The sequence below is a fragment of the Pyxidicoccus sp. M15 genome, assembly GCF_056858435.1.
On record NZ_CM166495.1, the window covers coordinates 6,772,661 to 6,787,230 of the forward strand.

General features: G+C 70.7%; 1 protein-coding gene (cut by a window edge). It reads right to left on the reverse strand.

Annotation, left to right across the window (positions count from 1 at the left end):
- A protein-coding gene (locus ACX9TP_RS25150) for a non-ribosomal peptide synthase/polyketide synthase (RefSeq protein ID WP_482973151.1) crosses the window boundary here: on the reverse strand, window positions 1–14,565 show its 5' portion. 24,423 nt of this gene lie to the left of the window's left edge; the window shows 14,565 of its 38,988 coding nt (coding positions 1–14,565); the start codon lies at window positions 14,563–14,565; the stop codon falls past the left edge of the window.
- Window positions 14,566–14,570 lie beyond the last annotated feature (5 nt).

Genomic DNA, 14,570 nt, shown 5'->3' on the forward strand with positions numbered 1-14,570 from the left:
ATCTTCAGTCTGGCGAACGGAGGGCAACAGCTGCTGCTGTGTCAGCAGCAGCGCCACGCCAGCTTCCTGCTTCATCCACGCCAGCCGCTCTTGTGGGTAGCTGACATCGAGCGGCACGTACACGCCACCGGCCTTCAGGATGCCCAGCACGCTCACCACCAACTCCAGCGAGCGTTCCATGCACAGGCCCACCCTCACCTCGGGCCCCACTCCCATTGCCCTCAGGTGGTGCGCCAGCTGATTGCCTCGCTGGTTCAGCTCGCTGTAGGTCAGCCGCTGACGCTCGTACTCCACCGCCACCGCGCCGGGCGTCCTCTGCACCTGCGCTTCGAACAGCTCCGCGAGGGACTTCTCCCGCGGATACTCCGTGGCCTTGCCGCTCCACTCGCCTACGAGCCGCTGACGCTCCTCCCTGCTCGTCAGCGGCAGGTCCATCAGCCGCTGCTCCGGCCGGGCCACCGCCGACTCCAGCAGCACCCGCAGGTGCCCGAGCAGTCGCTCCATCGTCTCCGGCTCGAACAAGTCACTGTTGAACTCGAGTCCGCCGGAGAGCCCCTTCTCCGTTTCGCCCATGTCCAACGTGAGGTCGAACTTCGACGTCTTGCCCGAGGACGACTTGACCCCTTCGAGCGTCAGTCCCGGCAAGCTCACCGCCGAGCCCGGCGCGTTCTGCAGCACGAACATCACCTGGAAGAGCGCGCCCCGGCTCATGTCCCGCTCGGGCTGGAGCTCTTCCACCAGTCGCTCGAACGGAACCTCCTGGTGCGCGTACGCGCCCAGCGTCGTCTCCCGCACCTGCCCCACCAGCTCGCGGAAGCTCTGCACCGGCTCCAGCTTCGCTCTCAACACCAGCGTGTTGACGAAGAAGCCAATCAGCCCCTCCGACTCCGCGCGCGTGCGGTTGGCGATGGCCGTGCCCACGCTCACGTCGTCCTGCCCCGAGTACCTCCCCAGCACCGTCTGGAAGGCCGCCAGCAGCACCATGAAGGGTGTGGCCCCTTCCTTCTGGGCCAGGGCCTTCACCGACTCCCAGAGTTCCCTGGGCCACTCGAAGGACCGCGTGTCGCCCCGGAAGCTCTGCACCGCCGGACGCGGCTTGTCCGTCGGCAGCTCCAGCGCCCTGGGCGCTCCTTGCAGTTGCTTGCGCCAGTAGCCCAGCTGGGCTTCCAACACCTCGCCCTTGAGCCACTCGCGTTGCCACACCGCGTAGTCCGCGTACTGCAACTCCAACGGAGGCAGCTCCGGCTCCTGGCCCCGAGCGTACGCGTCGTACAGCGCCACCACCTCGCGCACGAGGATGCCCATCGACCAGCCGTCCGACACGATGTGGTGCATCACCAGCACCAGTACGTGCTCCTGCTCCGACACCTTCAGCAGCGTCGTCCTCAGCAGCGGGCCCTGCTCCAGGTTGAACGGGCGCTCGATTTCCTCTTCCACCCAGCGCTGGGCCGCGGTGCTCCGCTCCGCTTCCGGCAGCAGGCTCAAGTCCTTCTGCACGATGGCGAGTGCCGGCTCCGTCGAGATGACCTGCACGGGTGCACCGGCTTGCACGCGAAAAGTGGTTCGCAGGGACTCGTGACGGCGCACCAGCGCGCGGAAGCTCTTCTCCAGCGCCTGGAGGTCCAGAGCCCCCGTCAGCTTCACCACCGACGGCACGTTGTAGAAGGCGCTGCCCGGCTCCAGCTGGTCCAGGAACCACAGCCGCTGCTGCGCGAATGAGAGCGGCAGCGCCCCGCGTCGCTGCTCACGCTTCAACTGGGGCGCGCGGACTCCCCTCGTCTCCCTGACGCTCTCTTCCAACCGTCCGGCCAGCTTCTCCACCGTGGGAGATTCGAAGACGTCGCGCAGGGGCAGTTCGACCTGGAATGCCTCGCGCACCCGGGAGACGAGCTGTGTGGCAAGCAGCGAGTGCCCGCCCAGCTCGAAGAAGTCCCCGTGCAGGCCGACCTGCTCGAGCTTCAACACCTCCGCGAAGATGGCCGCCAGCTTCTGCTCGGCCTCCGTGCGCGGCGCTTCGAACGTCTCCGAACTCAGGGCCTGGACGTCCGGTGCCGGCAGGGCCTTTCGGTCCACCTTGCCGTTGGGCGTCAGCGGCAGCGCGTCCAGCACCACGTACGCCGACGGCACCATGTACTCCGGCAGTCGCTGCTTCACGTGCGTGCGCAGGACGGAGGGCTCCAGATGCATGCCCTCATTCGCCGTCACGTACGCCACCAGCCGCTTGCCCTCGGTGCCGTCCTCCCTCGCGATGACGACGACCTCGTTGACTCCCGAGTGCTGCGCCAGCGCCGTCTCCACCTCTCCCAGCTCGATGCGGAAGCCGCGCACCTTCACCTGCGTGTCTCGCCGGCCCAGGAACTCCAGCGTCCCGTCCCCTCTCCAGCGCATCACGTCGCCGGTGCGGTACAGCCGCTCTCCCGTCCCGAACGGATTGGGCACGAAGCGCTCCGCCGTCAGGTCCGGGCGGCCCACGTACCCCACCGCAAGGCCCTCTCCTCCCACATACAGCTCGCCAGGCACTCCCACTGGCACCGGCTGCATCGCCACGTCCAGCACGTACGCCGACGTATTCGTGATGGGACGGCCGATGGGCACCGAGGCGCCCAGCTCCTCCGCCCCCTCCATCCGGTGACATGCGGAGAACGTCGTGTTCTCCGTCGGGCCATACCCGTTGATGAGGATGTTTCCGGACGTCAGTCGCTCTCGGACTCGGCCCACCGGCAGCACATCGCCGCCGGCAAGCAACTGCTTCACGCAAGCCAGGGCCTCCGGCTGCCTCGCCTGCATCTGCTCGAAGAGCGCCGCCGTCAGCCACAGCGATGTGATGCCCGCTGCGCTCAGCGTGCGGCCCAGCTCCTCCAGCGAAGGCGCTCCCGCCGGGTACACCACCAGCTTCGCCCCGTGTAGCAGCGCTCCCCAGAGCTCCAGCGTCGATGCGTCGAAGGAGATGGGCGCCAGTTGCAGCCACACCTCCTCCGGCCCGAAGCGTGCGAAGTCCGTCCCCAGCACCAGCCGCGATACCGCCCGGTGCGGCACTCCCACTCCCTTCGGACGGCCCGTGCTCCCCGACGTGAACATCACGTACGCCAGGTTCTCCCCTCCCACCTTCGTCGCAACGTTGCCTTCCGGCTGGCGCAGCAGGACTTCCCACTGCGTGTCCACGCAGAAGACTGGCTCGCTCCCCTCCGCGATTTCATCCGCCAGCTTCTCTTGCGCCACCAGCAGCGCCACTCCCGCCTCTCGCTTCATCCACGACAGGCGCTCCAGCGGGTAGCTCGCGTCCAGCGGCACGTACACTCCACCCGCCTTCAGGATGCCCAGCACGCTCACCACCAGCTCCAGCGAGCGCTCCACGCACAGGCCCACCCTCACCTCGGGCCCCACTCCCATTCCCCTCAGGTGGTGCGCCAGCTGGTTGGCCCAGCGGTTCAGCTCCGCGTACGTCAGGCGCTGACCTTCGTACTCCACCGCCACCGCGTCGGGCGTCCTCTGCACCTGCGCTTCGAACAACTCCGGCAGCGACCTCTCACGGGGGTACTCCACCGTGCGGCCGCTCCACTCGCCCGCCACCCGACGCTGCTCCCCGGCGTCCATCAGCGGCAGTTCCCACAGCCGCTGCTCCGGCCGGGCCACCGCCGACTCCAGCAGCACCTTCAGGTGCCCGAGCAGCCGCTCCATCGTCGCGGCTTCGAACAGGTCGCTGTTGTAGTTGATCGCCACCGCCAACCCCTGCGGTGCCTCTTCGACCAGGAGCGACAGGTCGAACTTCGACGTCTTCTCCTGCGCGTCCAGCCCCTGGAGCGTCAGCTCCCGCAGCCGGAACTCCTTCGTTGGCGTGTTCTGCAGCGTCAGCGTCACCTGGAAGAGCGGGCTGCGGCTCAAGTCGCGCTCGGGCTTGAGCTCCTCCACCAGCTTCTCGAAGGGCACGTCCTGATGCGCATACGCGCCCAGCGTCACCTCGCGCACCTGCGCGAGCACCTGCCGGAAGGTGGGGTTGCCCCCGAGCTTCGTGCGAAGCACCAGCGTGTTGACGAAGAAGCCGATGAGGCGCTCGGTCTCCTCGCGTGTGCGGCCCGCGATGGGCGCGCCCACGCTCACGTCGTCCTGTCCCGAGTAGCGTGACAGCACCGTCTGGAACGCCGCCAGCAGCACCATGAACGGCGTCGCGCCTTCCTTCTGCGCCAGCGACTTCACCGCGCCCCAGAGGGCCTCGGGCCACAGCGTGCCCAGCATCGCCCCCCGGAACGTCCGCATCACCGGACGAGGCTTGTCCGTGGGCAGCTCCAGTGCCTGGGGCGCCCCCGCGAGCTGCGTCCGCCAGTACGCGAGCTGCTCGTCCAGCACCTCCCCCCGCAGCCAGTTCTGTTGCCACAGGGCGTAATCCCCGTACTGCAGAGGCAGCTCCGGCAGTGACGGGCGCTGCTCGTGGGCGAGCGCCTCGTAGAGCTCGGCGACCTCGCGCACGAGGATGTTCATGGACCACTCGTCCGAGACGATGTGGTGCATCACCAGCACCAGCACGTGCGTGCGCGCGTCCAGGCGCAGGAGCGTCGCCCTCAACAACGGCCCCCGGGTCAGGTCGAAGGGGCGCTGCGCCTCCTCTTCAATCCACCGCGTGGTCTCCGAGTCGCGGTCCGCTTCCGGCAGTGCCTCCAGGTCCACTGCCAGGAAGGCAACCGTCGGCTCCGGCGAGATGACCTGCACCGGCGTGCCGTCCTCCACGCGGAACGTCGTGCGCAGCACCTCGTGCCGGCGCACCAGCTCCCCGAAGCTCCACTCCAGCGCGCGGGCGTCCAGCGGTCCGGACAGGCGGACCACGGCCGGCACGTTGTAGAACGCGCTCCCCGGCTGCAGCTGATCGAGGAACCACAGCCGCTGCTGAGAGAAGGACAGCGGCAGCTCGCGCGTGCGGGGCAGCGCCTTCAGCCGAGGCAACGGGGCGTGCTGCCCCTGCCGCTGCGCCTGGTCCACACGACGGGCCAGCTCCGCCACCGTGGGCGCCTCGAACAGCTCGCGCAGGGCCAGCTCCACCCGGAACGTCGACCGCACCCGCGAGACGAGCTGCGTGGCCAGCAGCGAGTGCCCGCCCAGCTCGAAGAAGCCATCATGGATGCCGACCCGCTCGACTCCCAGCACGCGGCTGAAGAAGCCGGCCAGCAGCTCCTCCGTGGGAGTGCGCGGCGCGACGTACTGGCGCTCCGAGACCTCCGCGTCGGGCGAAGGCAGCGCCTTGCGGTCCACCTTCCCGTTCGGGAGCAGCGGGAGGGACTCCAGCACCACGCAGGCTGACGGCACCATCGCCGGCGGCAGGTGCCCGGCGAGCCAGGTCCGCAGGTCCGCCGTCGCCGAAGCTCCGCCAGTCATGGCGGCCTCGCGCGGCGTGGCGCTCCGAAGCACCACGTACGCCACCAGCCTCGCGCCGCCGGAGACATCCTCCCGGGCGATGACGATGGCCTCGCGAACCTCGGGATGCTGCTCCAGCACGGCCTCCACCTCGGCCGGCTCGATGCGGACGCCTCGCACCTTCACCTGGGCATCCACGCGGCCCAGGAACTCCAGGTTGCCTCCCGCGCGCCAGCGCACGCGGTCTCCCGTGCGGTACAGCCGCGCGCCCTGCACGCCGCCGAAGCCGTCCGGCACGAAGCGCTCGGCCGTCAGCTCCGGCCGGCCCAGATAGCCGCGCGCCAGACCGTCGCCTCCGATGAACAGCTCACCGGGTACGCCCTCCGGGACGGGCTGCCCGTCCGCGTCCAGCACGTACGCCTGCGTGTTGGCGATGGGGCGGCCGATGGGCGCGGAGGGGCCCACGCCCGGTGAGCCCCCGAGCCACGCTGTCGCATCGACGGTGGTCTCGGTGGGGCCATAGGCGTTGATGAGCCAGGTGGACGGCAGCCGCTCATTCACCCGACGGACCAGGTCCACGGGCAGCGCTTCGCCTCCTGACACCAGCACGCGCAACCCCGCGGCGCGCTCCAGGTGCGCCTCGTCCAGCAGGACCCGGAGCTGCGACGGCACGAGCTGGAGCACCGTCACCCGCAGGCGCTCCAGCGCCTCCAGCAGGACGCCCGAGTCGCTGTTCGCCTCGGCGGGCGCGAGCACCACCTGCGCACCGGCCACCAGCGTGGCCAGCAGCTCCGGCACGGAGGCGTCGAAGCCCAGCGAGGCCTTCTGCAACACCCGGTCCTCCGCCCCCAGCGCCAGCGCGGAGATGAACCACGCCGTGTGCCGCGCCAGCGCGCGGTGGGACACGAGCACGCCCTTGGGGCGGCCCGTGGAACCGGAGGTGAAGAGGACGTAGGCGGCATGGTCCGCCAGGACGACCGGCGCCGGTGCGCCAGCCACCGCGGCCTCCGGAGCAGGCGCGTCCTCATCGAGGAGCACCACCGGAGCGGCGCTCGGGGGCAGTGCGTCGCGCAGGGCCCGCTGGGTGAGAATCACCGCCGGCCGCGCATCCTCCAACATCCGCGCGAGGCGCTCACGCGGAGCGTCCGGCTCCAGCGGCACCCAGGCGCCACCCGCATCGAGGATGGCGAGGAGCCCCACCACCACCTCGGGCGAGCGCCAGGCGCACAGGCCCACGCGCACCTCGGGCCCCACACCGAGCCGCCGCAGCCGCGAGGCCAGGGCCCGCACCTGCTCCATCAGTCCGGCATACGTGAGCTGCCCGGCGTCCCAGCGAAGCGCCACGGCCTCGGGCATCCGCGCCGCGCGCGCCGCGAGCTGCACGTGGACCGGGGTGTCGCGCGGGTAGTCCGCCGCGGTGTCGTTCCACTCCACCAGGAGCCGGTGCCGCTCACGGGACGAGAGCAGCGGCAGGTCGGCCAGGCGCTGCTCCGGCGCGGCGACGGCCGCCTCCAGCAGTGTGAGCCAGTGCGACGCCATGCGCTCGATGGTGGCCGCGTCGAACAGGTCGGAGTTGTACTCGAACAGGCCGGAGATGCCGTCAGGCAGGTCCTCCAGGGCCAGGGTGAGGAAGAACTTCGCCGCGCCGAGCTCCGCCTCCAGCAGGGTCAGCGTGAGTCCCCGCAGCCGCTTCTGCGGAATGGGTGTGTTCTGCAGAGAGAACATCACCTGGAACAGCGGCGAGTGGCCCAGGCTGCGCGTGGGCTGCAGGTCCTCCACCAGTCGCTCGAAGGGAACGTCCTGGTGCGCATAGGCGCCCAGGGACGCGTCCCGGACCTGTCCCAGCAGGGCCCGGAAGGACGCCCCTCCGGACGGGCGTGCCCGCAGCGCCAGCGTGTTGACGAAGAAGCCGATGAGGCCCTCGGTCTCCGCGCGGTTGCGGCCTGCCACCGGCGTGCCGACGACGAGGTCGTCCTGCCCCGAGTAGCGCGCCAGCAGCGTCTGGAAGGCCGCCAGCAGCACCATGAACGGCGTGGCCCCTTCCCGCTGGGACAGGGCCTTCACCGCCTGCGAGAGACCTCCGGGCAGGCGGACGAGGACATTGGCGCCGCGGAAGGTCTGCACCGCGGGCAGGGGTCTGTCGGTGGGAAGCGCGAGCACCGGGGGCGCTCCGTCGAGCTGCCGCCGCCACCAGTCGAGCTGCCGCTGGAGCGCGCCGCTCTCCAGCCAGGAGCGCTGCCACGCGGCGAAGTCGGCGTACTGCACCTCGAGCTCGGGCAGCGGCGAGGGCCGTCCGTCGCGGAAGGCTTCGTAGAGCGCGGTGAACTCACGGATGACGACGCCCAGGGACCACCCGTCCGAGACGATGTGGTGCATGTTCGCCAGCAGGACGTGCTCCTGCTCGGAGCGCTTCAGCAGACGGGCCCGCAGCAATGGACCGCTGGAGAGGTCGAACGGGCGCAGTGCCTCCTCGCGGACCAGCCGGTGGACCTCGGCCTCGCTTCGCTCCGGGGGCAGCGCGGAAAGGTCGATGACCGCGAACGGGAGCACGGCCTGCTGGGAGACGACCTGCACGGGCGATCCGCCCTCGGTTCGGAACGTCGTGCGCAGCACCTCGTGCCGACGCACCAGCTCACGGAGGCTGCGCTCCAGGGCGTCCACCTCCAGCGAGCCCGCGAGCCGTACCGCCAGGGGAATGTTGTAGAAGGGGCTGCCCGGCTCCAGCTGGTCCAGGAACCACAGCCGCTGCTGCGCGAAGGACAGGGGCAGCGCGCCCGTGCGCGCCATCCGCTTCATCTGGGGGGCCTGGGGCTCCACGGCTCCGCCCTGCGTTTCCTTCATGCGACGGGCGAGCTTCTCCACCGTGGGAGATTCGAAGACGTCGCGCAGGGGCAGCTCGACCAGGAACGCCTCGCGCACCCGGGAGACGAGTTGCGTCGCCAGCAGCGAGTGCCCGCCCAGCTCGAAGAAGTCTCCGTGCAAGCCGACCTGCTCGACGTTCAGCACCTCCGCGAAGATGATGGCCAGCTTCTGCTCGGCCTCCGTGCGCGGAGCCTCGAACGTCTCCGGCTTCGGAGCCTGGACGTCCGGTGTCGGCAGGGCCTTGCGGTCCACCTTGCCGTTGGGCGTCAGCGGCAGCGCGTCCAGCACCACGTACGCCGACGGCACCATGTACTCCGGCAGCCGCTGCTTCACGTGCGTGCGCAGGGTGGCCGCGTCGAGGGCCACTCCCTCCTTCGCCGTCACGTATGCCACCAGCCGCTTGCCCTCGGCGCCGTCCTCCCTCGCGATGACGACGACCTCGTTGACGCCCGAGTGCTGCGCCAGCGCCGTCTCCACCTCTCCCAGCTCGATGCGGAAGCCCCGCACCTTCACCTGCGCATCGCGCCGGCCCAGGAACTCCAGCGTCCCGTCCCCTCGCCAGCGCACCACGTCGCCCGTCCGGTACAGCCGGGCTCCCTGCCCGAAGGGACTGGGTACGAAGCGCTCCGCCGTCAGCTCCGGCCGGCCCACGTACCCCACCGCAAGGCCCTCTCCTCCCACGTACAGCTCGCCTGGCACCCCCACCGGCACCGGCTGCATCGCTCCGTCCAGCACGTACGTCGACGTGTTGGTGATGGGACGGCCGATGGGCACCGAGGCGCCCAGCTCCTCCGCCCCCTCCATCCGGTGGCACGCGGAGAACGTCGTGTTCTCCGTCGGTCCATACCCGTTGATGAGGATGTTTCCGGACGTCAGTCGCTCTCGGACTCGGCCCACCGGCAGCACGTCGCCACCGGCCAGCACCTGCTTCACTCCGGCCAGGGCTTCCGGCTGCCTCGCCTGCATCTGCTCGAAGAGCGCCGCCGTCAGCCACAGTGACGTAATGCCGGACTCTCCAAGTGCGCGACCGAGCTCCTCCAGCGAAGGCGCTCCCGCCGGATACACCACCAGCTTCGCCCCGTGCAGCAGCGCTCCCCAGAGCTCCAGCGTCGATGCGTCGAAGGAGATGGGCGCCAGTTGCAGCCACACCTCTTCCGGCCCGAAGCGTGCGAAGTCCGTCCCCAGCACCAGCCGCGATACCGCCCGGTGCGGCACTCCCACTCCCTTCGGACGGCCCGTGCTCCCCGACGTGAACATCACGTACGCCAGGTTCTCCCCTCCCACCCTCGTCGCAACGTTGCCTTCCGGCTGGCGCAGCAGGACTTCCCACTGCGTGTCCACGCAGAAGACCGGCTCGCTCCCCTCCGCGATTTCATCCGCCAGCTTCTCTTGCGCCACCAGCAGCGCCACTCCCGCCTCTCGCTTCATCCACGACAGGCGCTCCAGCGGATAGCTCGCGTCCAGCGGCACGTACACGCCACCAGCCTTCAGGATGCCCAGCACGCTCACCACCAGCTCCAGCGAGCGCTCCACGCACAGGCCCACCCTCACCTCGGGCCCCACTCCCATTCCCCTCAGGTGGTGCGCCAGCTGGTTGGCCCAGCGGTTCAGCTCCGCGTACGTCAGGCGCTGACCTTCGTACTCCACCGCCACCGCGTCGGGCGTCCTCTGCACCTGCGCTTCGAACAGCTCCGGCAGCGACCTCTCACGGGGGTACTCCACCGTGCGGCCGCTCCACTCGCCCGCCACCCGACGCTGCTCCACGACGTCCATCAGCGGCAGTTCCCACAGCCGCTGCTCCGGCCGGGCCACCGCCGACTCCAGCAGCACCCTCAGGTGTCCGAGCAGCCGCTCCATCGTCGCGACGTCGAACAGGTCGCTGTTGTAGTTGACCAGCGCCACGACGCCGGCCTCGACCTCTTCCACCACCAGCGACAGGTCGAACTTCGACGTCTTCTCCTCCGCCTCCATCCCCTTGAGAGTGAGTCCCTGGAGCCGGACCTCGGACGCGGGGGTGTTCTGCAGCGTCAGCGTCACCTGGAAGAGCGGACTGCGGCTCAGGTCGCGCTCGGGCTGCAGCTCCTCCACCAGCTTCTCGAAGGACACGTCCTGGTGCGCATACGCGCCCAGCGTCACCTCACGCACCTGCGCGAGGAGCTCGCGGAAGCTCTGGCCCGGCTGCAGCCGGGAGCGCAGGACCAGCGTGTTGACGAAGAAGCCAATCAGCCCCTCCGTCTCCGAGTGCGAGCGGCCCGCGATGGGCGCCCCCACGCTCACGTCGTCCTGCCCCGAGTAGCGCGACAGCACCGTCTGGAATGCCGCCAGCAGCACCATGAACGGCGTCGCGCCCTCGCGCCGGCCGAGCGACTCCACGTCGCGCCACAGCGCCTTCGGCCACAACACGTGACGGTTCGCACCCCGGAACGTCTGCGTCGCCGGGCGCGGACGGTCCGTGGGCAACTCCAGCGCGTGCGAAGCCCCGGTGAGCTGTCGGCGCCAGTACGCGAGCTGCGTCTCCAGCACCTCCCCCTTGAGCCACTCACGCTGCCAGACGGCGTAGTCCGGGTACTGCACCGGAAGCTCCGGCAGGGGCGACGGCTGGCCGTGGGAGAGGGCCTCGTAGAGTGCCGCCACCTCGCGCACCAGCACGCCCATGGACCAGTAGTCCGACACGATGTGGTGCATCACCAGCACCAGCACGTGCTCCTGCCCGGTCAGCTTCAGCAGCGTCGTCCGCAGCAGCGGCCCGCGCTCGACGTCGAACGGGCGACGCACCTCCTCCTCGGCCCGCGCCTTGGCCGCGGCCTCGCGCGCGGCTTCTGGCAGCGCGCCCAGGTCCACGACCTCCAGCGGAACGTGGCCTTCGGGGGCGATGACCTGCACGGGCGAGCCGGCCTCGGCACGGAACGTCGTGCGCAGGGACTCGTGCCGGCGCACCAGCTCCGCGAAGCTCCGCTCCAGCGCGCCCACGTCCAGGACGCCCGTCATTCGCACCGGGGCCCACAGGTTGTACGACGTGTTCGCCGGGTCCAATTGCGAGAGGAACCACAGCCGCTGCTGCGCGAAGGACAGCGGCGCAGTGCCATCCCGAGCCGTCCGCTTCAGCGGCGGCGCCGGAACGCCCGCGACGGCCACGGCTCGCGCCACGCGCTCGGCCAGGGCCGCCACCGTGGGCGACTCGAAGACGTCACGCAGCGGCAGCTCCACGCGGAAGGCCTCGCGCACGCGCGCGACGAGCTGCATCGCCAGCAGCGAGTGGCCGCCGACCTCGAAGAAGTTGTCGTGCAGGCCCACCGACTCCAGGCGCAGCACCTCCGCCCAGAAGCCCGCCAGCATCTGCTCCACCGGCGAGCGCGGCGCCACGTACTCCTGACGCCTGGATTCCCTCACCGCCTCCGGCGCGGGCAGCGCCTTGCGGTCCACCTTGCCGTTCGGGAGCAGCGGCAGCCGCTCCAGCACCACCACCGCCTGCGGCACCAGGAAGCGCGGGAGCCGTTGCTCCAGGCCGGCTCGGACCTCGCTTCCCTCCAGCGCCGTGCCCTCCTGGGGCACCACGTACGCCACCAGTCGCTTGTCGCCCGGGGTGTCCTCGCGCACCGCCACCAGCGCCTCGCTCACGCCCGGTTGTCCGAGCAGCGCCGCCTCCACCTCGCCCGGCTCGATGCGGTGACCGCGAATCTTGACCTGCGCGTCCCCTCGCCCCAGGTACTCCAGCGTCCCGTCCCGCCTCCAGCGCGCCTTGTCGCCCGTGCGGTACAGCCGCGCGCCGTTCCCGAAGGGGTCGGGCACGAAGCGCTCCGCCGTCAGCTCCGTGCGGCCCAGGTAGCCACGTGCCAGGCCCTCGCCTCCGATGTACAGCTCGCCCGCGACGCCTGGAGGCACCGGCTCCAGCTCACCATCCAGGGCGTACACCCGCACGTTCGTCAGCGGCCGGCCGATGGCGACCTCGCGCCCGGACTCCTCCGGCCCGGACTGCCGCGCCAGGTCCACCGACGTCGCCACCGCCGTCACCTCGGTGAGGCCGTAGGTGTTGAGCAGCGGCACCGCGCCGCCCACGCGACGGCGCCACTGCGCCACGCGCTCGGGCACGGCGCGCTCACCGCCGATGACCACCCACTTGAGGCCCTCGGGGAGCCGCGCCCTTCCCGCGTCCAGGCTCGCCGTGACTTCGTGCCAGAAGGCCGTGGGCAGGTTGAGCTGCGTCACGCCCGACGCGGCCACCCTCGCGAGGAAGGCGTCCGGGACGTCGAGCATCTCCGGCGTGCGCAGCACCAGCGTGCCGCCGCGCGTGAGGCACGGATAGATTTCCTCCGCGCTGGTGTCCCAGCTGATGGAGGCGAACTGGAGCACGCGGTCTCCCGGCTCCACCGGGAAGGCCCGCCAGGCCGCGCGAGTGAAGTTCACCAGCGAGCGGTGCTGCACCACCACGCCCTTCGGCTGCCCCGTGGAGCCCGACGTGTAGAGCACGTACGCCGCGGCCTCGGGAGGAACCGTGACCGCCGTGACGGGCCCATCCTCCACGCCCCGCGGCGCGTCCACCTCCACCCAGACGCGTCCGGGGGCCTCCCCCAGCTTCTCGCGGAAGGTGCCGCGAGCCACCACCACGCGCGCCTCGCTGTCCTCCAGCATGAAGGCCAGTCGCTCCGCCGGGTACTCCGGGTCGAGCGGCACGTACGCACCGCCCGCCTTCAGCACGCCGAGCAGCGACGCCATCAATTCCACCGAGCGCTCCACGCACACGGCGACCCGCGTCTCCAGGCCCACGCCCAGCCGGCGGAGCTCATGCGCAAGCGCGCTCGCCCGCGCATCCAGCTCGCGGTACGTGACGGACGCGCTGCCCGCCATGAGGGCCGGAGCGTCCGGCGTCCTCGCGACCTGCGCCTCGAACAACGCGTGGATGCTCGTGTCCGGGGGCAGCTCCTCGTGCGCCCCGTTCCACTCCACCAGCAGCCGGCGCCGCTCCTCCGCCTTCAACAGCGGCAGCGCTTCCACCGCGCGGTCCGGAGACTCCACGGCCGCGTCGAGCAAGACCTCCAGGTGGCCCAGCAGCCCTTCGATGGTGGCCGCGTCGTACAGGTCCGCGTTGTAGGTGGCCGCGAACGCGATGCCCTCGGGCCCTCTCGCCATCATCAGCGTGAGGTCCAGCTCCGTGCTCGTCACGTCCGCGTCCAGCACCCGCACGCGCAGCCCGGGGACTTCGCGGACCTGGGGAAGCGCGTCGAGCTGGCCGAAGAGCACCTGGAACATCGGGGCCCGCGTCAGGTCGCGCTCCACGTTCAAGGCCTTCAGCAGCGGCTCGAACGGGACGTGCGGGTGCGCGAAGGCCTCCACCGTGCCCGCGCGGGCACGGCGGACCAGCTCCCGGAACCCCGGGCGTCCGGACAGGTCGCCTCGCAGGACCAGCGGCTCGAAGAAGAGACCAATCAGGCCCTCCGTCTCCTTGCGCTCGCGGTTGGCGTAGGGCGCACCGATGAGCAGGTCCTGCTGCCCGCTGTACCGGGACAGCAGCGCCTGGAGGCCCGCGAGCACCGCCATGAAGAGCGTGGCGCCCTCACCTCGCGCGAAGGACTCCAGCCGCTCCGCGAGGCGCACGGGCAGCATCGCCTTGCGCTGCTCCGCGCGTCCTGTCGCTGTCCGCCGGGGACGGTCCGTGGGCAGCTCCAGCTCGTGCGGCGCGCCCTCCAGGCGCTTGCGCCAGAACTCGACGTGCGCGTCCAGTGACTCGCCTCGCAGCTTGCCGCGCTGCCACGCCGCGTAGTCCGCGTACTGGAGCGTCAGCTCCGGCAGCGGTGAGGGCCGCCCCGCCACGAAGGAGCCATAGAGCGCCACCACCTCGTGGGTGAGCACACCCATGGACCAGCCGTCGGAGATGATGTGGTGCAGCACCACCAGCACCACGTGCCGCTCCGGCGTCATCCGCAGCAGCACCACGCGCGCGAGCGGCCCCTTCGCCAGGTCGAACGGCACCTCCATCTCGCGCTGGATGCGCCGACGCACCGCGGCCTCGCTCCCGTCCTCGGGGGCGTCCTCCACGGTGAAGGGGAGGCGGACCTGTGCTTCGACAAGCTGCACCGGCGTCCCGGAGACCTCTCCGAAGCGCGTGCGGAGCGACTCGTGGCGCCGCGCCACCTCCTGGAAGCTCTTCTCCAGGGCCGGTACGTCCAGGCGGCCGGACAGCTCCACCACCATGGGCAGGTTGTAGGCCGGGAGCCCTGGCGAGAGCTGCTCCAGGAACCACATGCGCTGCTGGGAGAACGTCAGCGGCAGGGCCGGACGCGGCTTCTTCTCCAGCCGCTTCGCGAGGAGGGCAAGCTTCTCCTCGCGCGTGAGCGTGGGCTTCTTCTCCGTCTCGTTACCCATGTGAC